The 21,227-nt window shown below is 72.9% G+C and carries 13 protein-coding genes; 3 read left to right on the plus strand and 10 right to left on the minus strand.

Annotated elements, in window-relative coordinates; all coding sequences use genetic code 11:
- The first annotated feature begins 244 nt into the window (after positions 1-244).
- Positions 245-1,867, plus strand: coding sequence for an ABC-F family ATP-binding cassette domain-containing protein (locus tag J5Y09_RS04400; RefSeq protein WP_209350541.1), 1,623 nt, complete (start codon positions 245-247; stop codon positions 1,865-1,867).
- A 453-nt stretch (positions 1,868-2,320) separates the two neighbouring features.
- Here the strand turns inward: J5Y09_RS04400 and arsA are convergent, their stop codons facing one another.
- The 6 genes from arsA to J5Y09_RS04430 form a co-directional block, all read right to left on the minus strand.
- A complete protein-coding gene (arsA, locus tag J5Y09_RS04405; RefSeq protein WP_209350542.1) occupies positions 2,321-4,081 on the minus strand; it encodes an arsenical pump-driving ATPase in 1,761 nt (586 codons plus the stop codon).
- An 11-nt stretch (positions 4,082-4,092) separates the two neighbouring features.
- Entirely contained in the window at positions 4,093-5,280 is a 1,188-nt protein-coding gene (locus tag J5Y09_RS04410; protein ID WP_209350543.1) for an acetyl-CoA C-acetyltransferase, read from the minus strand.
- Positions 5,281-5,604: 324 nt separating this feature from the next.
- Positions 5,605-6,984: an MmgE/PrpD family protein gene (locus J5Y09_RS04415; RefSeq protein WP_209350544.1), complete on the minus strand. Its 1,380-nt coding sequence runs from the start codon at positions 6,982-6,984 to the stop codon at positions 5,605-5,607.
- A 32-nt stretch (positions 6,985-7,016) separates the two neighbouring features.
- On the minus strand, positions 7,017-9,335 hold the full coding sequence (locus tag J5Y09_RS04420; RefSeq protein ID WP_209350545.1) for a heavy metal translocating P-type ATPase: 2,319 nt from the start codon (positions 9,333-9,335) through the stop codon (positions 7,017-7,019).
- Between the two features lie 65 nt (positions 9,336-9,400).
- Entirely contained in the window at positions 9,401-10,195 is a 795-nt protein-coding gene (locus J5Y09_RS04425; RefSeq protein WP_209350546.1) for a hypothetical protein, read from the minus strand.
- Positions 10,192-12,630, minus strand: coding sequence for a Lon protease family protein (locus J5Y09_RS04430; protein WP_209350547.1), 2,439 nt, complete (start codon positions 12,628-12,630; stop codon positions 10,192-10,194). Before J5Y09_RS04430 ends, J5Y09_RS04425 begins: the two co-directional genes overlap by 4 nt.
- 146 nt (positions 12,631-12,776) lie before the next feature.
- Here J5Y09_RS04430 and J5Y09_RS04435 point away from each other — a divergent pair, with 146 nt between their 5' ends.
- Entirely contained in the window at positions 12,777-14,387 is a 1,611-nt protein-coding gene (locus J5Y09_RS04435; RefSeq protein ID WP_209350548.1) for a GMC family oxidoreductase, read from the plus strand.
- Between the two features lie 81 nt (positions 14,388-14,468).
- Here the strand turns inward: J5Y09_RS04435 and J5Y09_RS04440 are convergent, their stop codons facing one another.
- Positions 14,469-15,233 carry an arginyltransferase gene (locus J5Y09_RS04440; RefSeq protein ID WP_209350549.1) on the minus strand — a complete coding sequence of 255 codons (765 nt, stop codon included), beginning with the start codon at positions 15,231-15,233 and terminating at the stop codon, positions 14,469-14,471.
- Between the two features lie 54 nt (positions 15,234-15,287).
- Complete coding sequence (locus J5Y09_RS04445; RefSeq protein WP_209350550.1) at positions 15,288-17,669, minus strand: penicillin acylase family protein; 2,382 nt, start codon at positions 17,667-17,669, stop codon at positions 15,288-15,290.
- 92 nt (positions 17,670-17,761) lie between these two features.
- Here J5Y09_RS04445 and J5Y09_RS04450 point away from each other — a divergent pair, with 92 nt between their 5' ends.
- Positions 17,762-19,237, plus strand: coding sequence for a tetratricopeptide repeat protein (locus J5Y09_RS04450; RefSeq protein ID WP_209350551.1), 1,476 nt, complete (start codon positions 17,762-17,764; stop codon positions 19,235-19,237).
- 11 nt (positions 19,238-19,248) lie between these two features.
- On the opposite strand, the gene J5Y09_RS04455 is transcribed toward J5Y09_RS04450, so the two are convergent.
- Positions 19,249-19,689, minus strand: a complete 441-nt coding sequence (locus J5Y09_RS04455) for a surface-adhesin E family protein (RefSeq protein WP_209350552.1) — start codon at positions 19,687-19,689, stop codon at positions 19,249-19,251.
- A 5-nt stretch (positions 19,690-19,694) separates the two neighbouring features.
- Entirely contained in the window at positions 19,695-21,206 is a 1,512-nt protein-coding gene (locus J5Y09_RS04460; protein ID WP_209350553.1) for an aldehyde dehydrogenase family protein, read from the minus strand.
- Positions 21,207-21,227: the final 21 nt, after the last annotated feature.

Genomic DNA, 21,227 nt, shown 5'->3' on the forward strand with positions numbered 1-21,227 from the left:
GAGCAGCCCGGTAGCTCGTCAGGCTCATAACCTGAAGGTCACAGGTTCAAATCCTGTCCCCGCATCCATCATCTCCCAACCTCAGAACACAACACGCCCGTCAGCAACAGCTGCCGGGCTTTCTGCGTTCCAGCCAACAAAACACGCCAGCACCAAGCACACACAGCAGGACTCTGCCGCCTGCCCTCGGCAGATCCACATGCCATAAGGCCCCCGCAACAGTGACGAGGCTTCCGCGCCCCCCATGATCCGCCTCGACAACGTCAGCAAGCAGAACGGACGACAGCTCATCTTCGTGGAGGCCTCTGCCGCTCTCCAGAAGGGAGAGAAGATCGGGCTCGTCGGCCCCAACGGCGCGGGCAAGACGACTCTCTTCCGACTGATCACCGGGCAGGAAGCCCCGGACGAAGGCCAGATCCTCGTGGATCGGGGCGTCACCATCGGCTTCTTCAGCCAGGACGTCGGCGAGATGGCCGGGCGCGCGGCCGTGGCCGAGGTGATGGACGGTGCCGGCCCGGTCAGCGCCGTGGCCAAGGAACTGGCCGCGCTTGAGACCGCCATGGCGGACCCCGATCGTGCCGACGAGATGGACAGCATCATCGAGCGATTCGGCGAGGTGCAGTCCCGCTTCGAGGAACTCGGTGGCTACGCGCTGGATGGACGCGCCCGCGAGGTGCTGGCCGGCCTGGGCTTCAGCCAGGAAATGATGGACGGCGACGTGGGCGCCCTTTCGGGCGGCTGGAAGATGCGCGTGGCACTGGCCCGCATCCTCTTCATGCGGCCCGATGTCATGCTGCTGGATGAGCCGAGCAACCACCTGGATCTTGAGAGCCTCATCTGGCTCGAGCAGTTCCTGGTGGGCTACGAGGGCGCGCTGCTCATGACCTCGCACGACCGCGAATTCATCAATCGCGTGGTCCGCAAGATCATCGAGATCGATGGCGGCGCGCTGACGACCTACTCGGGCGACTATGCCTTCTACGAGCAGCAGCGTGCGCTGAACGAGAAGCAGCAGCAGGCGCAGTTCGAGCGGCAGCAGGCCATGCTGGCGAAGGAGATCAGCTTCATCGAGCGGTTCAAGGCGCGGGCCTCGCACGCTGCCCAGGTCCAGAGCCGCGTGAAGAAGCTGGAGAAAATCGAGCGCGTCGAGCCCCCGAAGCGCCGACAGAGCGTTGCCTTCGACTTTCCCCCTGCGCCGCGTTCAGGAGAGGACATCGTGAACCTCCGGCAGGTGCACAAGCGATACGGCACGCGCACGATCTATGCCGGGCTGGACTTCATGGTTCGACGGCGCGAGCGCTGGTGCGTGCTTGGCGTCAACGGCGCCGGCAAGTCCACCTTGCTGAAATTGGTTGCCGGTACGACGCAGCCTGACGAGGGAACGGTGTCCGTCGGCGGCAGCGTCCGGATGGGATACTTCGCGCAGCACGCGATGGAATTGCTGGACGGTGACCTCACCGTGTTTGAGACGCTGGAGGAAGCATTCCCACTTGCCGGACAGGGATCGCTACGGACGCTGGCGGGCTGCTTCGGCTTCTCGGGCGACGAGGTCGAGAAGCGCTGCCGCGTGCTGTCCGGCGGAGAGAAGGCGCGCCTGGTCATGGCGAAGATGCTCTATGACCCGCCGAACTTCCTCGTGCTCGACGAGCCCACGAACCACCTCGACATGGCGACGAAGGAGATGCTGATCGCGGCGCTGGCGCAGTACGAGGGCACGATGCTCTTCGTCTCGCACGACCGGCATTTCCTGGCGGCGCTGTCCAACCGCGTGCTGGAACTGACGCCGGAAGGCGTGCACCCGTATGGCGGCGGCTACACCGAATACGTGGCGCGAACGGGCCAGGAGGCACCGGGCCTCCACGCCTGACGGGTTTGCGCGTGGCTTCGGGCGGGCGCCTGCGCCAATCGTCCCCGCCCGTCGTTGGGGTGGGCAGGTCCTCCACGCCGACCGCCATCGCGATCATGCTGCCGTGCGGCAGTTATGCCGCGTGCAGCAGCGCCCAAGGTCACCACGCAGCAAGACCGTCGTCTCGCCGCGATGCCCTCGGTGTCGCCGCAACTCAAGCTTCGCTTCGACTTGCCCGGCGCTGCACGAAAGACGGTCGCCCCCCGTCGCTTGGCGATCAGCGGCCGCACGATGCCGAGCGCGGCAAGCTCACTATGCAGCGTTGCCGCAACCCGAAGGAGCTGGCGCTGCGCGCCACCGAAGCGGGGAGGTTTGGCAGCCTTTGCCAAGCGACGGAGAACCAAGCCATCGCAAGCCTAATCCGTCGATCCGACGACATCCGGCGCACCGCCAACAGCAATCGAGTCCGCCCCCCTACGCCGCAAGGCGGCGGAGCGCAGCCATACCGACCGGCGCCTCGGCCTGCCAGGGCAGGAGGAACAGCCGCTGCGCAAGGCCACGCTCGATCCGTTGGATCTGGGCTCGCTCGCCCGCCATCCGCTGCATCAGCAGGGGATCCGTCGTGCCGCTGCCGGAAAGCGCGCGGTTGACCATCCACGCATAGGGCTCGATGCGAGCGCGCCGCAGATCCTCCTGAAGCGCCGCCGCTTCCGACACGGGCGTCGTCTCGGGAAGGGTCACGAGCAGGACCTGCGTGTGTTCGGGATCCTGCAGCCGCATGAGCGGCGTGACGATCCGTCCTGCACCCTTCGCCGGATCGAGGTTGCGCGTCATCTGCCGGTGATAGGCGCCGGTCGCATCCATCAGCAGAAGCGTGTGTCCGGTGGGCGCGGTGTCCAGCACGACGAAGCTGCTCCGCGCCTCCGCGACGATGCGCGAGAAGGCATGGAAAACCGCGACTTCCTCGGTGCAGGGGGAGCGCAGATCCTCCCGCAGCAGCGCGCGCCCGGCCTCGTCCAGGGTGCGACCGCGGCTTTCCATGATCCTTGCGACGTAGCGTTCCGTCTCGATCTTGGGGTCGATGCGGTCCACGCGCAGGCCGGGTAGTTCGCCGCCGAGCGTCATCGCGAGGTGGGCCGCCGGATCGGTCGTGCTGAGATGGACGGCATGGCCGCGCCTGACGAGTCCGATGGCCACGGCCGCGGCGATCGTCGTCTTGCCGACGCCACCCTTGCCCATGACCATGACCAGGCCGTGCCCGCGCGCGGCAAGCCCGTCCACCAGCGCATCGAGACCCGGCGGCTTCACCGATGCGGCCGCTGTCGCCTGCGGGATGGCGGCTGTCGTCGGAGGAGGCGGCTTCAGCAGCGCGCGAAGCGCCGTGAGCCCGACCATGTCGAAGCCGCGCAGCGGCACCTCGTCCCGCGGCAGGCCCCTCAGCGTCTCGGGCATGCCGTCGAGCGCGTCGCGGCCACCCTGCTCGATGGCACGCGCGACCACGTCATGCGGGGCGCCCGCATGAAAGACGCCGTTGACCATCAGTCGCTGGTTGCGCAGGCCCAGCGCGGCAAGTTCCCCCGCGCTGCGGGCTGCCTCCAGGAGAGAAGTTCGGTCAGCCCTGGCGACCAGGATGATGGCCGTGGTCGCGGAATCGCCCAATGCCTCCATCGCGGCACGGAAGCGGCGCTCCTGCATCTTCAGCCCGGAATGGGGACCGAGGCAGGAGGCGCCCGCCTCATTCGCCGCGAGGAACCCGGTCCAGGCCGCCGGCAGGCTCAGCAGGCGCAGCGTGTGCCCCGTCGGCGCCGTGTCGAACAGGACATGATCGAACCCGGCCGTATCGCCAGACAGAAGCGCGGCGAACTCGTCGAAGGCGGCGACTTCCGACGTGCAGGCACCGGACAGTTGTTCCCGCACGGTTGCGCGCTCGGCTTCGCCGGCCCCTTCCATCTGCGCCAGCACCCGCTTGCGATAGGCATCCGCCGCCGCCTCCGGGTCAATGTTCAGGGCCGACAGGCGCGGCACGCCGGGCACAGGTCGCGGCGCATCCGACAGCGCCACGCCGAGCATCTCGTCCAGGTTCGACGCCGGGTCGGTGCTGACCAGCAGCACGCGCCGCCCGGCCTCCGCCAGGGCGATCGCGGATGCGCAGGCGATCGAGGTCTTTCCCACTCCACCCTTGCCGGTGAAGAAGAGGTGGCGCGGCGGTGCCTGGAGAAAGCCCGGAAGCGTCATATGACGCGCGTTCAGGCCAGACGCTCCAGGCAGAGCGCGATGCCCTGGCCGCCGCCGATGCACAGCGTCACCAGGCCCCGGGCCTGGCCCGCGCGGGCCATGCCGTGCAGCAGCCTGGTCGTCAGCACGGCGCCGCTCGCGCCGATCGGATGGCCGTGTGCGATGGCGCCGCCCTCGGGATTCACCGCGTCTTCCTTGAGGCCGATCTCGCGCATGACGGCGATGGCGATCGCCGCGAAGGCCTCGTTGATCTCGGCGCGCTCGATGTCGGAGGCCGTCCAGCCGGCGCGGGCCAGGGCGCGCTGCACCGCGGGCACGGGGCCGAGGCCGAACATCCCGGGCTCGACCGCACCGACGCCTGCGGAGACGAGCCGCGCCATCGGCTTCAGGCCGAGTCGCTCGGCCGCCCCACGTTCGGCCACGACCATGGCGGCGGCACCGCTGTTCAGGCCGGGGGCGTTGCCGGCGGTGATGGTGCCATCCTTGCGGAAGGCCGGGCGCAGCTTCGCCAGCGTCTCGGCCGTGGTCTCGGGGCGGTTGTGCTCGTCCTTCGCGAATGCGACGGGGCCCTTGCGGCCCTGGATCTGCACAGGCGCGATCTCGGCCTCGAACTTCCCCGCCGCCTGGGCGGCCGAGAAGTTCGTCTGCGAGCGCAGCGCCCATGCGTCCTGCTCCTCGCGCGAAATCCCGCACTTCGTCGCCAGATCCTCGGTGTGCCAGCCCGAATGCTGGCCGGAGAAAGCGTCGTTCAGGCCATCGTACAGCATGCTGTCGATGACCTGGCCGTCGCCCATGCGCATGCCCCAGCGGCCGTTCGGCAGCAGGTAGGGCGCGCGGTCCATGTTCTCCATGCCGCCGGCGATCATCACCTCGGCCTCGCCGAGGCGGATCTCCTGGGCGGCCGAGGCGATGGCCTGGGCGCCCGAGCCGCAGACGCGGTTCACGGTGAGGGCCGGCGCCGAGACCGGAATGCCGGCGGCGATCGCCGCCTGGCGGGCGGGGTTCATGCGGTTGCCGGCCTGGATGACATTGCCCATGACCACGCCATCGACCTTGGCTGGGTCGAGGCCCGCGCGCACCATCGCGGCGCGGATCGCGACCGCGCCGAGCTCCGTCGCCGGCATGTCCTTCAGCGTGCCGGCGAAGGTTCCGATCGCCGTCCGGACCGGGGCGCAGATGACGACATCGCGGTCAGCCATGGGGAATCCTCCTGTCGGTGGCCGCAGCGCGGCTGGAGGAAACTGCGGCCTCGCGCGCGGGTCGGCCTTGCGGCGCCTCAAGTCGGCCTCCGATGGCACTTCCACAGTTCCGCCCGCGGGACTGGTGGCGGTGCCGCCGGGAGCCTGGCGCGCGGGCCATCCGTTCGGCGCCCGCAGACCGAGGACATCAGATCAGCACAGCCTTGGGCCACCTCTGCTGCGCGTGGACATCCGCCATCTCGACCGAATGGGCTACGCCAGACGCGACGTCATTCGCTTCGCGGGCCCAATCCCGACGCCCACGCCGCGGCACGCGGCACCAACTCACTGCACGGCGTAGAGCCGGCCGAGGATGCCCGCATCCGTCTCCTGCGCGAGCCCGAGCACCCTTCCCAGCACGTCACGGACCGCCGCCGGCGCGAAGCCATGGCGAGATGCCGCGACGCACGCCTCCGCCTTCGCGATCTGCGCGTCGTCGGACAAGGGGCGCTCCGGACTGCCGATCGCGGCCTCGACCACGACTCGCTCGATCCGCCCGCCGGCCATGCGCAGTTCGACCGCCTGCGGCACCACGGCGTTCTGGTCCGTCGTCCCGTCCTCGCGCATCGTCACGCGCGCCGCGAGGGCGAGCGTCTGCGCATCCGTCACCCGCGCTTCGCTGAAATCCGCCAGGTCCACGGTGGCGCGGCGCAGCGTCGTCGCGACGACATAGGGCAGGCAGAGCCGCGCGTAGTTCGGCGTCAGCGGGCTCACCAGCGGCCGCCCGACGAGGCGCGTCGCGAGCGGCGGCAGATGGAGCACCACTTCCTCGATCAGCGCGGCGTCGATCCAGCCCCGCGCCAGCAGCCGCTGGACGCCGTCGATCGCGGGATGCGTCAGCCGCCCGGATGGAAAGGGCTTGTGCGACAGCCGCGTCACCTGCCACGGCGCGCCCAGCGCCGCGAGCCCCGGCGCCAAATCGTGTTCGGGCTCCGTCAGCGCCAGGAAGCCAGACGCGCCGGTCAGCCAGGCCTGCGGCCCGCTCAGCCCGGCTTCCGCCAGGTCCGCGGCCCGGAACGCCGCCGCGGCGGCGAAGCCCATCTGCACCGCGAGGGCAACCGACCCTTCATGGTGCGCCTGCATCGTCCCCGGGATCTGCCCGATCATCAGCCCCGCGCCTGCCGTGCCCATCGCCGCATCGAAGCCGCGCAGCCGCGCGACGGCGCCATAGGCGCCGAACATGCCCGCGGTCGCCGGCCGGAAGAACCGCATGGGCCCGCGCGCCGCCGCGCCGATCACGCAGGCCAGTTCGATGCCCGCGACAATCGCCGCGACGAAGCGCGCACCCGGGACGGGACGGCCCAGCGCCCCCTGCCGTTCCGCCTCCGCGACCGCCGCCGAGAGCGTCGGCGTCATCGCATGCACGACGGCACCTTCGTGGATCGCATCGAATTCGAGCGCATGCGCCTGGAACGCGTTCACGAAGGCGGCCTGCGGCGCCGGAAGCCGTAGATCCTCGCCCCAGACCGAGGCTTCCGCCCCGCTGCCCCAGCGCCGCGCGGCGGCGATCACGCCGGGCTGCGCCGGATGGGCCGTGCCGGCCACGCCGACGGCCAGCGCGTCGAAGGCGAAGCGGCAGGCGGCGGCTCGCGCCTCGCCTGGTATCGCGCCTTCGGGCGTCTCGAGGACATGGCGCAGGAGAAGGGCTTCAGGTGTGTTCCGCATCGCGCGGATGCTGCGGAGCGCGTGCCCCCCGGTCAACCGGCCCGCCCCGGCACCAGGGCGGGACCTGCCGGCGACACCTTCTCCCCGCTGAGCCCCGCCAGCATCTCCTCCTCGACCGCGAGATGCACGCGCAGCAGGGCTTCGAGCGCGAAGAGGCTCCGCCTGATCTCGAGCATGGCGGAAGGCCAGGTGTCCGGCTCGGTCGCGAGCGGCAGCAGCACCGCGACGCGTTCGGCAAGCTGCTCCATCTCGGCATGCATGCGGACCAGCGGCGCCATCGGGTCCTGCCCGCCAAGCCGCCGCGCGGCTTCGGGGAAGAGCAAGCGCTCCTCCGCCTGGTGATGCGGGAGCAACTCGGTCCGCAGGCGTGCCTCCAACGCCGCGAGACCCGCCAGCCCGTCCGGCGTCGCTTCGATCTCCTCCGCGGTGCGGCGCAGCGCCTCTGCCAGGTCGCGCAGCCCGGCATGCTCCTCCTGCCGTTCGACGAGACCGGCCTCGGCCGGGAGATGTTCGTCGCCCGGCTCCTCGCCATCGGGGCGGAGCGCCGTCAGCGCATACAGGATGGCCAGCACGTCGATCGCTTCCTGCAGCAGCGCCCCCGCCAGCGGCGTGATCCAGCCGCCGGCCGCCGCGACCATGGCGCCGCCGGACAGCCCCATGCCGAGCATGATGGCGCGCAGCGCGATGCGCCGTGACCGGATCGCGATCGCGATCGCCTCCGGCACGCGGTCGACGCGGTCGACGAGGAGGACGACGTCGCCCGCCTCCGCCGCCGCGGCGGTGCCCATGGCCCCCATCGCGATCCCGACATCTGCCGCGGCGAGCGCCGGCGCGTCGTTCACGCCGTCGCCGACCATCGCGGTCGGCGCGCGCGCGGCCTCGCGCCGCACGGCCTCGATCTTGTCGGCCGGCGCCTGGCTCGCGAGCACCGCGTCGAGCCGCAGCGCGCGCCCGATCGGCGCCGCCGCGGCGGCGCGATCGCCGGTCAGCAGCAGGATCCGCTCCACCCCGATCGCCCGCAGCCGCCGTACCGCGCGCGGCGCGTCGCGGCGCACGCCGTCGGCCATCACGAAGGCCGCCGCCGCGCGACCATCGACCGCGAGCCAGGCGACGGACCCCGCCGCCGCCGCGACCTGCGCGGTGATGCCGAAGCCATCCTGCGGCACGATGCCCGCCGCCTGCAGGAAGCCCTCCGAGCCGAGCATGAGCACGCGGCCCTCCACTGTGCCCGTGAGCCCGCCGCCCGCCGTCTCCGCGACGCTTTCCGGGGCGGGCGGCACGATGCCCCGCGCGGCCGCCGCGGCGACGAGCGCGCCGGCGACGGGATGCGTCGACCCCTGCGCCAGCGTCGCCGCAAGGCGCAGCGCGCCGTCGCGGCCGGGATCCGGCGCGGCATCGATCGCCGCGAGCCGCGGATGCCCCGGCGTCAGCGTGCCGGTCTTGTCGAACAGCACGGTCCGCACGCGGGCCAGCCTTTCCAGTGCGCCGCCCCCCTTCACGACGATGCCCCGGCGCGCCGCGCGCCCGATCCCCGCGATCAGCGCGACCGGCGCGGCGAGGATGAGCGGGCAGGGCGTCGCCACCACCAGCACCGACAGGGCGCGCGTGGGATCGCCGCTGATCAGCCAGGCGCCGGCGGCGAGCGCGGCGGTCAGCAGGATGAACCCGACCGCCCAGCGATCGGCGAGCCGCACGAGCGGCGCGCGCACCTCCGCGGCCTCGCGCGTCAGGCGAATGATCGCGGCATAGGTGCTCGCCGCCGCGTCATGTTCCGCGCGCAGGCGAAAGGCCGCGCCCGCATTGACGGAGCCGCTGCGCAGCCGGTCGCCGTTCCGCGCCTCGACCGGCAGCGCCTCACCCGTCAGCGCGCTGTCGTCGAGCACCGCGCCGGCATCCTCGAGCCGCCCGTCCGCCGGCAGCGTCTCGCCCGGGCGGACCAGCAGCAAGTCGCCGGGCCGGATCGCCGCGACGTCGATCTCCTCCACGCCGGCGTCCAGGATCCGCGCGGCGCGGCGCGGCGCACGGGCGACGAGTTCGGTGAGCGCGGCGCGCGCGCGCCCCTCCGCCCAGGCTTCCAGCGCCTCGCCGCCCGCGACCATCATGCCGATCACCGCGGCCGTCGCCGCTTCCCCCAGCGCGACCGCGCCAAGGATCGCGAACAGCGCCACGGCATCGACGCCGAGCCTGCCGCCGATCAGCGCGCGTGCCAGGCCGATCGCGACATGCGCCGCGACGGGCAGGGCGGACGCCATCCACACCATCCCCGCGGCCTGCGGCGCACCGGCAAGCAGGCAGGCGATGCCGGCCGCGAGACCGCCGATGCTCCAGGCGAGGAGGAGATATCGCTGCATGCGTGGCCACCATACGGGTTGAGGGCCAGAATGCCGCCCCTCCGCCCGTCCGGCGTTGTTCGACCTCAAGCGGCGCCGGGCGGGGCCGCGACCGGTTCGGCGAGCAGCACCGGCACGCGCAGCCGGGCCGCGAGGCGTTGCGCCATGGCGGCCATCGCCCCGGATTCGTTCGGGAGGATGAGCAGGCGCGCATGCTGTCCGACGAGCGCGGCCTCGATCGCCTCGGCGTCGCGTTGCGCGATGCGCCGTGTCGCCACGCCTGCCGGCCCGCCGTTGTCCGCTTCGGTGAGAAGGAGCATCCGCTCGCCCGCCGCCCTTGCCAGGGCTTCGGCGAGGTCGAGCCCGGTGCGCGCGTCGCGCGGCGCGAGCACCGCGACCGTGCCGCGGACCCGTGCCGGGCGCGACGGGAGCATCAGGACCGACGCCGCGCAGCCGAAGGCCGCGCGGTGGATGCCCGCGACGGACCGGCACGCGAAATCCGCCCCCGCGGCGAAGCCGGTGGCCAGGATGTCGCGCGGCGCGGCATGGGCGACGAGCAGGGCTGCCGGGTCGCCGCGCAGCCGCTCGAAGCGCGCGGCCTGCCCGAGCGCCGCCACCTCGACCTGCAATTGCCGGCGGGCGCGTTCCGCCAGCCCCGCGATCTCGCCGAGGATCCGCTCGGGCTCGGCCGCGCCCCAGCTTCCCGCCGGCAGCCGGTATTCGCGCGCGCCGGCAAGCAGCGCCAGCTGCTCGTCCTCGACGAAGATCCCGACCAGGTCGAGGCCGAGCAGGGTGCCCAATTCGGCGGCCGTGCGCAGCGCGCCGCCATCGCCGGCGAGGTTGCCGAGGTCGATCAGCAGGCGGCGAGGCGCGTCGATCATGGCTTGGTCGGCCTCAGCGCGGTGGCCTCGTCGCTCCTCGCCCAGCGGCGGCGCAGCGCGGCGAAGCGCCGCAGCCGCACCTCGACGCGCCGGTTGACCGAGCCTTCGGCGAAGGCGCCGTCGTCCAGCCGCGCGCCCGCCGGCAGGCCGGTCAGCAGGGCAAGCGCCTCATCCGCCGTCGCCACGGCGTGGATCGCGAAGCGGCCGTCGCGGCAGGCGGCGACGACGTCCGGGGCCAGCATGAGGTGCCGCGCATTCGCCGACGGGATGATGACGCCCTGGGTTCCCGTGAGACCGCGCGCCGCACACAGGTCGAAGAAGCCCTCGATCTTCTCGTTGACGCCCCCGATCGCCTGCACGAGCCCCTGCTGGTCGACCGATCCCGTGATGGCAAGGTCCTGCCGCAGCGGCACCTCCGCCAGCGCCGAGAGCAGGGCGCAGAGTTCCGCGCAGGACGCGCTGTCGCCTTCCACCCCCGAATAGGATTGCTCGAACACCAGGCTCGCCTGGAGCGACAGCGGTTCCTCTCGCGCATAGCGCGCGGACAAGAAGCCCGAGAGGATCAGCACGCCCTTCGAATGCAGCGGGCCGCCCAGCTCGACCTCGCGCTCGATGTCGACGATGCCGGCGCCGCCGGGCCGGACGCGCGCCGTGATGCGCGACGGCCGCCCGAAGGCATGGCCCCCGACATCGAGCACGCTGAGGCCGTTCACCTGGCCCTCCCGCGCGCCCGTCGTCTCGATGCGCAGCACGCCGTCGATCGTCGCGGCATGCAGCCTTTCCTGGACGCGCGCGGCGCGGTGACGGCGCGCGGCAAGGGCGGCCTCGACCTCGGCCGCGCCGGCCTGGGCGATGCCCGCCGCGCGCGCCCGCTCGCCGGCCTCGATCGCGACGTCGCGCAGCGGTTCGGGCAGCAAGGCAAGCCGCCCGGCATCGCCCGCGATCCGCGCCGCGTGCTCGACGATGCGCGCGAGGCCGGCCGGCGCGATCGGCGTCGCGGCCTCCGCTTCGAGGCCCGCCGCGACGATGCGCGCGAGCGCCGCCTCGTTCTGCGGCGTGCGCTCCATCACCTCGTCGAAATCGGCCAGCACCTTGAAATGCTGGTCGAGGTCGGGATCGAGCTCGGCGAGGAGGTAGTAGAGCGACCGGTCGCCATGGACCACGACGCGCAGGTCGAGCGGGATCGGGTCGGGTTCGAGCGAGACGGTGCCGGCCATGCCGGCGAAGCGCTGCATGTCCTCGATCACGATGCGCCCGCCGCTCAGCGCGCGCTTGAGCGCCGCCCAGCTGAACGGCTCGGTCAACAGGCCGCGCGCATCGATCAGCAGGACGCCGCCATTGGCGCGGTGCAGCGCGCCGGCCTTGATCAGGCGGAAGCTGGTGACCAGCGCGCCCTGCCGCGCGACATGCTCGACGCGGCCGATCAGGTTGCCGAGGGTGGGGTTCGTCTCCTCCACGACCGGCGCGCCGTCCGCATCCGGGGCCTGCGTGACCAGGACATTCGCGCCGTAGCGCTCGCGCAGGCCCGCGCCCTGCGCGTTGCCGGGCACGGTCTCGGCCTCGGGGTCCTCGCCGAGGAACATGTGCAGGTTCTCGACGATGTCGGCGCGGATGGTCGCGATGTGGCGCACGATCTCCGGCAGGTCGGCGAAGGCGGCGAGCAGTTCCTCCACCTCCTGGTCCACGACGATGCGCGCGGCCTCCTGGTCCAGTTGCCGCACGGCCTCCCGCCGGTCCTTCTCGAGCCGGGGGATGGAGCGCAGCGTCTCCTCCAGTTCCTTCTCGACCGCGCTCATCACCTGGCGGGCGGCCTCGCGCTCGGCCTCCGGCCAGCCGGCGAAATCCTCGGGCGGGACGACCTTGCCGTCGCGCGCGGGCGCGACCGCGAAGCCCATCGGGGTGCGCAGGATCGCCACGCCGTCCTTCGTGGCCTTCTCGCCGAGCGCCTGGAAGGCCTGTTCCGCGCGGCCGTGGAAGGTCGCCTCGATGGCGCCGCGGCGGCGCTGGTGGTCCTCGCCTTCCAGCACGGCCGGCAGGCCGCCGCGCAGATCCTCGACCAGGGCCTCCAGCGCCTTCGCGAAGGCCGGCGCGCGGCCCGCGGGCAGCCGCAGCGCCGTCGGCCGGTGAGGCGCGGCGAAATTGTGCATGTAAACCCAGTCGTCCGGCCGCGGGCGGCCGCGGGCGGCCTCCCGCATCCGCGCGGCGAGCGAATCCTTGATCCGCGCCGCGGCGGGACCGATGGCGAAGATGTTGAAGCCGCGGGCCGCCGTGCCGGCGCCGAGCGCGAGCGCGGCCGCCGCGCGCGGCTGGAGCGCGAGGCGCTCGGCCTCGGGCGCCGTCCCGTCGCCGGTGCCGTCGAGCACGGCAGGGTCGGTCGCGCGGCGCAGCGCGGCGGCATCAAGCGGCGGCGGGCCGATATCCTCGGGCGGTGGCATGCGCCCTCCCTGCGAGTTGTCGAAAGTATCACGCTTCCGTGATCCTACTCCAAGCCCGTATCGGGTCCCCGGCCGACCGCCGGTTGGCACCCCCGCGCCGGCGATGCGAGGATGGCGCGCGACGCGAAAAACGGGGGAAACGCGCGATGAAGCTGCGCGAAGCGGACTACGTCATCCTGGGTGGCGGCTCGGCCGGCTGCGTGATGGCCGCGCGCCTGTCCGAGGATCCTTCGGCGCGCGTCGCGCTGCTGGAAGCCGGGCCCTGGGACCGCAACCCCTGGATCCACATCCCGATGGGCTTCGCGCGGCTGTACGTGACGAAGAAGTTCGACTGGAACTACCAGACGGAAGCCGAACCGGAACTCGGCGGCCGGCAGGTCTATTGGCCGCGCGGGCGCGTCATCGGCGGCTCGGGCAGCGTGAACGGCCTGGTGTTCCTGCGCGGGTCGCCGCGCGACTACGATCGTTGGGCGCAGTCCGGCGCGCGCGGCTGGTCCTATGACGACTGCCTGCCGGCGTTCCGCAAGCTCGAGACCTTCGCCGGGCCGGAGAGCGAGTTCCGCGGCAAGGACGGCCCGGTCCAGGTGGGGGAGGTGCCGGAACCCTCGCCCGGCTGCCGCGCCTTCGTCGAGGCCTGCGAACGGCTCGGCTTTCCGCGCAACCCTGACAACAACGCCGCGTGGTTCGAGGGGGTGGCCCCCAACCAGCTCAACGTCCATCGCGGCTGGCGCTGGAGCCCGGCGACCGCCTACCTCAAGCCCGCGATGCGCCGGCCCAACCTCGAGGTCGCGACGGAACGGCTCGGCCTGCGCATCCTGATCGAGAACGGGCGCGCGACCGGCGTGCTGGTGCGCGGGCCGGAAGGCGAGGAGGTGTGGCGCGCGCGGCGGGAGGTGATCCTGTCGGCCGGCGCGATCGAGAGCCCCAAGATGCTGATGCTGTCGGGCATCGGCGACGGCGCGGCGCTGCAGGGCCTCGGCATCCCCGTCGCCGTCCATGCGCCGGAGGTGGGGAAGAACCTGCAGGACCATTTCATGGTTCGCTTCGCCTTCCGCACCAGGCCCTGCGGCACGCTGAACGAGATCATGGCGAACCCGCTGCGCGCGGCGGGCCTCGGGCTCGACTGGATGCTGCGGCGGCGCAACCAGATGGCGGTCGGCGCGTCGGAGGCGAGCCTCTTCGCGCGCGTGCTGCCGGGCAGCGAGGAGCCGGAGGTGCAGTTCCAGTTCGTGAACTTCAGCCTCGGCGGCAACCAGGGCACCTCGGCGAGCAGCCTCGCGAAGCATCCCGGCTTCACCTTCAACTTCTGCGTCTGCAGGCCGGACAGCCGGGGCGAACTGACGCTGCGCGCGCCGTCGGCGGAGGTGAAGCCGCGCATCGTCGCGAACTACCTCTCGGCCGCCTCCGACATCCGGATCATGCTGGAGAGTGCCAAGCTCGGCCGGCGCATCGCCGCGACGGAGCCCTTCGCCGGGCTGATCGAGGAGGAGCAGTTCCCCGGCCGCGGGACCGAGAGCGAGGACCAGATGCTCGACTACATCCGCAAGGCGGGCACCACGGTCTACCATCCCTGCGGTACGGTGCGGATGGGGGCCGACGAACGCTCGGTGGTGGATACGGAATTGCGCGTGCGCGGCGTGGCCGGGCTGCGCGTGGCGGACGCGTCGGTCTTCCCGCTCGTGCCGTCCTCGAACATCCACCCGGCGGTGCTGATGCTCGCCGAGCGTGCCGCGGAATTGATCCAGCGCGCGGCGTGAGGGCCATTCCGCCCTGGACCGGCGGGGCGGCCGCGCGCGATACCGAAGGTTGAAACCGGCCGGGGAAGGCCGGGCCTGCCTTCAGGCCTCGACGCGCGTCACGCTGCTGGCGGGCACGTCGGCGTCCTCGCCCAGCATGCGCCAGACGCCGCCGGTGAGGATCTCGCTGGGCCGGAAGCGGGCCTTGTAGGCCATCTTGCGGCTCTCCGGCACCCAATAGCCGAGATAGACGTAGGGCAGGCCGAGTTCGCGCGCGCGCGCCACCAGCCAGAGCACGACCTGGGTGCCGAGCGAGCGTCGCTCGACCCCCGGCTCGTAGTAGGAATAGACGGCCGAGAGACCGTCCGAGAGCCGGTCCGTCAGGCAGGCGGCGACGAGGCGGTCGGCCGGGTCGCGGAACTCGATGACGGTGCTGCCGATCGGGGTGTCCTCGATCATGGCGCGATAGTCGTAGAAGCCCATCGCCGCCATGTCCCCATCGGCGTGCCGCGCCTTCTGGTAGCGGTGGAACAAGGCGAATTGCTCGGCGGTGGCGCGGGCCGGCATCTCGGTGCCGGACAGGTCGGCGTTGGCGCGCCAGATCTTGCGCTGGGTGCGGTCGGGCTCGAAGGCCTCGGCGACGATGCGGATCGGGATGCAGGCCTGGCAACCGGGGCAGACCGGCGAATAGGCGATGTTGTGGCTGCGCCGGAAGCCGGCGCGCGACAGGCGGTCGTGCAGCGCCTCGGCATCCGTGCCCGAGAGTTCGGTCACGATCTTCCGTTCCGTCCGCCCTGCCAGGTAGGGGCAGGGCAGGGGCGCGGTCGTGTAGAAGAACTGCGGGCGGCGGGCCGAGCGTTGATGCATGTGTGTCCGCTCAGTTTCGTCGCGCGGCGTTCCGGAATCAACCTGCCTGCCGAATCACGGCACCAGCCGCAGCCGGCCGGACGGCGCGCCGGCCAGCGCCCCGATCCGCAGCAGCGCGCCGTCCCGCCAGAAGGGCAGCAGGTCGGCCCAGTGCCGGCTCATCGGGTGGCCCGACTGGCCGGTCGCGATCACGAGATGCGCCCCGTCCGGGTCGGCCAGGTCGAAGACGCCGCGGAAGCCCGCGCCATGGACATTGCCGAAGACGCCGTCGCGCTCCGGCCGCAGTCCGGCGCGGTTCACCGTCTCCCCGTCGCCGCCGGAGGGCACGGCGATCCTGGTGAGCGCGCCGAGGCCGGGGACGAAGCGCAGCACCGGATGCTCAAAGATCGCGGGCTGGGCGGCGGCCCAGCGCCAGGATGCCGGGTCGGCGCCATGCGCGGGCGCGAGGTCGGCGATGGCGCGGGTCAGCGCCTCGGCCAGCAGCGGCCCGCAGCCGCCCGCCCCGCACCAGGCGAGGCCCGTCTCCGGCACGGTGAGCACGCGGCGGAGGAATTCCGGGCTCGGCCGCCAGGCATCCTCCGCGACGCCGGCGCGCGCCAGGAGCAGCCGCGCGAAGCGGCCGAGCGTCGCGTGGAACAGCAGCGGCTGCGGCCGCGCACCCTCCATCTCCCCCTGCCAGTCGGCCAGCAGGTCGAGCGCGGCGCCGGCCGTCCCCGCGGGGCGGGGCATGGCGCGGAAGGCGGGCAGCGCCTCCCGCGCGAACAAGGAGACGCGATCGGCCTGCAGCGCCGCGAAGCCCGCCGGCGCATGGGACGTGGCGCCTTCCAGCACCTCGCCGATGCGGCGGAAGCGCCAATCCCCGTACCAGTCGCGGCCGAGGAAGGCCGGGTGGCCGGGCGGCGCGATGCGGTTGTTCGCATTGGCCAGCAGCCCGCTCGCGGGTGTCGCGACATGCGGCAGGTCCTCGAAGGGGACGAAGCCCGTCCAGTCCGACCGCCCGTCCCAGCCGGGCATCGGGGCGCTGCCGTCGCCGGCGCGGCGCAACGGCACGCGCCCGGTGACCACCATGGCGATGCGCCCATCCGCATCCGCCAGCATTAGGTTCTGCACCGGGCTCGTGATGAGCCGCGCCGCCTCGCGGGCCTGCGCGATGTCGCGTGCGCCGTTAAGCGCGAGCAGCCCCGCCGCTGCGCTGTCCCCCGGCGCGAGGCTCGCCATCGCCACGGCGAGCACGGTCCCGTCCGCCCGGCCCTGCGGCGCGTCGAGGTCCGACAGGACCGGGCCGTGCCGTGTCTCCCGCACGCGCATGGTCACGGGCGCGCCGAAGCGGACGTTGATCACTTCCTCCCGCACCGCGAAGGGGCGGGGGCCGTCGGGGGTTTCATAGGCGTCGGGGCCGGCGAGGCGCTCGACGAAGACGTCCTGCGTGTCGGCGTGGGTGGTGGTGAAGCCCCAGGCGAGGCGATCGTTCCGGCCGATGACGATGCCCGGCACGCCTGGCGCGGTCGCGCCCGCCAGCACGCGGCCGCCCGGCAATTCCACGCGGGCGAGGTACCACAGGATCGGCGCCTGGTAGCCCAGATGGGGGTCGGTCGCGAGCAGCGGCGCCCCGGTCGCCGACCGTCCCGGCGCGACCGCCCAGCTGTTCGAGGCGAGCGAGGGCAGCGGCGCGTCGCCGGGGAAGCGGGGCAGGGCGGCGGCGAGTCCCTCCAGCCCGGCCAGCGCCGGCGCCGCGACCGCATCCGGCCCGGCCGCGGCGCGGGCGGTCATCAGCGGCGCGTCGGGGCGGCCCGGGCTGCGGTCCTCGGGCCAGAGGTCGGCCAGCCGCTCCGGCGGCAGGATGGCGGCGAGGCGGGCGCGATCGAGCTCGGTGCGGAAATTCCCCGCCAGCCACAGCCCCATCACCTTGCCCCATAGGAGGCTGTCGACCGGCCGCCACGGATCGGGCGCGCCGAGCAGCACGAATTCGGGGCCGGCGAAGCGGCCGCGCGCGGCGATCCAGGCATTCACGCCGGCGGCATAGGCCTCGAGCGCGCGCCGCGTGTCGGCCGGCAGGCCGGCGAGGTCGGCCTCGGCGCGCCGTTCGAGGCCCAGCAGGCGCATGAACCGATCGACGCGCAGCGCCGGCGCGCCGGTCAGTTCGGCGAGCCGCCCCGCCGCGCCGCGGCGCATGGTCTCCATCTGGAACATGCGGTCCCGCGCGTGCAGCCAGCCGAGGGCGGTCCAGGCATCCTCGTCATTCGCCGCGGCGATGCGCGGGATGCCATGCGCGTCGAGCGCGATCTCGACCGGGGCCGAAAGTCCGGCGACCTGCAGCGTCCCGTCCCGCCCCGGCAGTGTCCACCAGATGGCGGCCAGCAGCCCGGCGAGGCAGAGCACAACAAGGCCCAGGGCGCCGAGCGCGAGACGGCCGGTCCAGCGGAGGAGATTTCGCATGGCGGGAAGATGGGCCCGCCTGGCGCGGTGCGAAAGCGCATCCCCCTTCCGCGAGGATGGACGGCGCGCGGCGGTCCTGATACCCGCAAACCATGACGATGACGGAATGGAAAGCTCCGGCGGCCGGCCCGGCGGAGCCCGACGTCGCGATGGCCGCGGCGCAGGCCATGATCCGCGCCGCCCCCGCCGACCCGTCGGCCCATGTGGCCCTGGCGGAGGCGCTGCTCGCGGCCGGCCGGCCGCGCATGGCCGCGCGCACCTTCCAGCGCGCGCTGGAACACGATCCGGCCCATCGCGCCGCGCGGATCGGGCTGCTGCTGGTCGAACCCTGGCCCGACGCCGAACCCCTGCTGGCCGCGTTGCTCGACGAGATGGTGCTGGCGGGGGCGCCGGAGCCGGCCTGGCTGGACCTCATCGCCCGGCTCGACGGGGCGCGGCGTTTCGTGGCGGCGCTGGCGGCGGCGCGGCGCGGCGCGGCGCTGCACCCGGCGTCGATCGAGCTACGGATGTGCCTAGCCCGGCTCGCCTTTCGCCTGGGCGACGCCGCGGAGGCGGGCGACGCCTTCGCCGCCGTGGCCGAGGCGGCGCCGGCGCTCGCCGATGGCTGGGAGGGGCTGCTCGACGCGCTGTGGCGGCAGCGCCGCTTCGCCGATGGGCTGGAGGCGGCCGGGCGGGCCGTCGCGGCGCATCCCGACGCGGCGGGGCTGGCGGCGCGGCATGCGCAGCTTCTGCTCGCCGCCCGCAAGACCGGGCCGGCGGAGCGCGAGGCGCGCCGGGCGCTCGCGCTCGATGCGGCGCAGGAGGTGGGGCATCTTGTGCTCGCCAACGCGCTCGTGCAGCAGCAGCGCCTGCGGGATGCGCTGGAGGCGGTGCGGATGGGCGCGGCGGCCGTGCCGTCGAGCCGCGCGCTCGCCACGCGCCTCGCCCAGATCGCGCTGTCGGTCGGTGAAACCGACCTGGCCGTCGAGGCCTATGCCGGGCTGGTCGAGCCGGGCCGGGTGGTGCCGCCGAATCTCTGGCTCGGCCGGGCGGATGCGCTGGCGGCCGCGGGCCGGATGGCGGAGGCGGCGGAGACGGCGCTGCAGGGGCTGGCGCAGCATCGCGGCGCGGAACGGCTCGCCGCGCGCTGCGCCGAACTCCTGCTGGACGGGGTGGCGCCGGAGGAAGCGCAGCGCGCGCTGGCGCGCGCCCTCGGCGTCGAGGCGGAGGCACCCGATGCCGTGCTCGCCCTGGCCGAGGGCCATGCCGCCCGTGGCGCCGCGGCGGCGGCGATGACGGCCGCGCAGGCGGCGCTGTCGCGCGGCGGGCTGACACCGCAGGGCCAGATCAGGGCGGCGGGCGTCCTGCTGGCGGGCGGGGCGATCGAGGAAGCGGCGGCGGCCTATGCCGCGGCCAGCGAAGCCGCGCCGGACCTCGCCGCGGCCTGGATCGGATTGTCCGATGCGCATCGGATGGCACGGCGCATCCGCCCCGCGATCGAGGCCTGTCGCCGGGCCGAGGCGGCCGGCGCCGACCGGCAGGCCTTGCGGGCGCTGCGCTTCCGCCTGTTCGGCGAATGGGGCGACTAGCGTAGGCGGCGCTACAGGCCGCAGGCCGCATCCAGGAAGGCGCCACCCAGCGTGCCCGCCGCCGCGGGGCGGAAGCCCGCGCTGCGCGGGCGCTCGGCATGGACAGGCTGCTGCGCGTTCTGGCGCGCGAACCAAGCGCCTTCCAGCGGCCGCCATTCGCGCTGCGCGCAGCGGTATTCGCCGACGAAGCGGACGGATTGCGCGCGGCCGCCGGTCTCGGGGATCGGGATGGGCTCGCGCAGGTTCAGCAGGATCCAGGCCCGCCGCACGGGCCCGGAGGTGACGAGGCCGCGATCCTGCACATAGCCGCTGACGATATCCCCGCTGGTGGACAGCGAAGGGATCTGCCGCCACCCGACGGGCGGGGGCGGCGCCGGATCGGGGGCCGGCGCCGGCGGGGGTTCCGCGGCGCAGGCGGCGAGCAGCAGGGCGAGCGCGAGGATGCGGCGCATCGTCGTCAGGCCATGTTCACCATGATGGTCTTCTTGTGCGTGAAGTGCTCGAGCATCGCCTCGAGCGAGGCTTCCTTGCCCAGGCCCGAGGACTTCACGCCGCCATAGGACAGGTTCGCCTGCACAACGAGGTTCTGGTTGATCTGCACCAGCCCCGCTTCCAGCCGGTGCGCGAGGTCGAGCCCGACCTTCAGGTTGTTCGTCCACAGGCTGGCGGCGAGGCCGTAGTCGGAATCATTCGCCTCGGCCAGCACCGCCTCGGGTTCGTCGAAGGCCTGGATCACGGTGACGGGCCCGAAGATTTCCTCCCGCACCAGGCGGCTGTCCTTCGTCAGGCCGGTGAAGATCACCGGCTGGATGAACAGGCCCTTCTTCAGCGCCGGGTCGGTCGGCATGGCCGAGCAGACATGCGCCGTCGCGCCCGGCGTCGCCGCGCCCTCGGCGATGTAGGCCTTCACCTTCTCCAACTGGCCTTCGCTGACGATGGTGCCGATGTCGGTCTTCTCGTCCAGCGGGTCGCCCATGACCATGCCGTTCACCGCATCCTTCATCGCCGTGACGAAGCGGTCGAAGATCGGGCGCTCGACGTAGATGCGGCTCGCCGCGGTGCAGGACTGGCCCTGGCGCGTGAAGCGCATGGAGGTCAGCGCGCCGGAGACCGTCTTGTCGAAGTCGCAATCGGCGAAGACGATCATCGGCGACTTGCCGCCGAGTTCGAGCGTCACGGGGATCAGCTTGTCGGCCGCGGCGCGCGCGACGATCTTCCCGGTCTCGACCGAGCCGGTGAAGGTCACCTTGCGCACGAGCGGGTGGGTGACGAGCGGCGCGCCGCATTCCGGGCCGAAGCCGGACACCATGTTGAACACGCCGGGCGGCAGCACGCGGTTCATGATCTCGCAGATGCGCAGCACCGCGAGCGGGGCTTCCTCGGCCGACTTCACCACCACCGCATTGCCGGCGACCAGCGCGGGCGCGACCTTCAGCGCCATCAGCAGCATCGGCACGTTCCAGGGGATGATCGCGCCGACCACGCCGAGGGGCTCGCGCACCGTCACGGACAGCACGTTCGGCGCGAAGGGCACGCTCTCGCCCTTCAGCTCGGACCCCAGGCCGCCGAAGAACTCGAAGACATCGGCGACGACATTCGCCTCGACGCGGGATTCGGTGCGCAGCGCCTTGCCGGTTTCGAGCGCGATCAGCCGGCCGAGCTCGTCCACATGTTCCTTCAGCAGCTGGGCGCATTGGTGAACCAGGGCACCGCGCTTGCGCGCGGGAACCTTCGCCCATTCCTTCTGGGCCTTCGCCGCGTTCTGCACCGCGGCATCGACATCCGCCGCGTCGCCTTCGGCCGCGCGGGCGATTTCAGCGCCCGTGGCCGGGTTCACCACGGCGAAGGTCTTGCCCGCCCGCGCCGGCACATAGGCGCCGCCGATGAAATGGACGCCGGACAGCGCCTTCGCCAGCGCGAAGGGGTCCGCGGTCGGCGCGGCGGGGGTCGGGTGCGGGCGGTCGAGCATCGGGCGCTCCTCGGGGTCTTG

Origin of the sequence: Roseomonas nitratireducens (genome assembly GCF_017813355.1) — a bacterium.
In the GTDB taxonomy this organism is placed as follows: domain Bacteria; phylum Pseudomonadota; class Alphaproteobacteria; order Acetobacterales; family Acetobacteraceae; genus Neoroseomonas; species Neoroseomonas nitratireducens.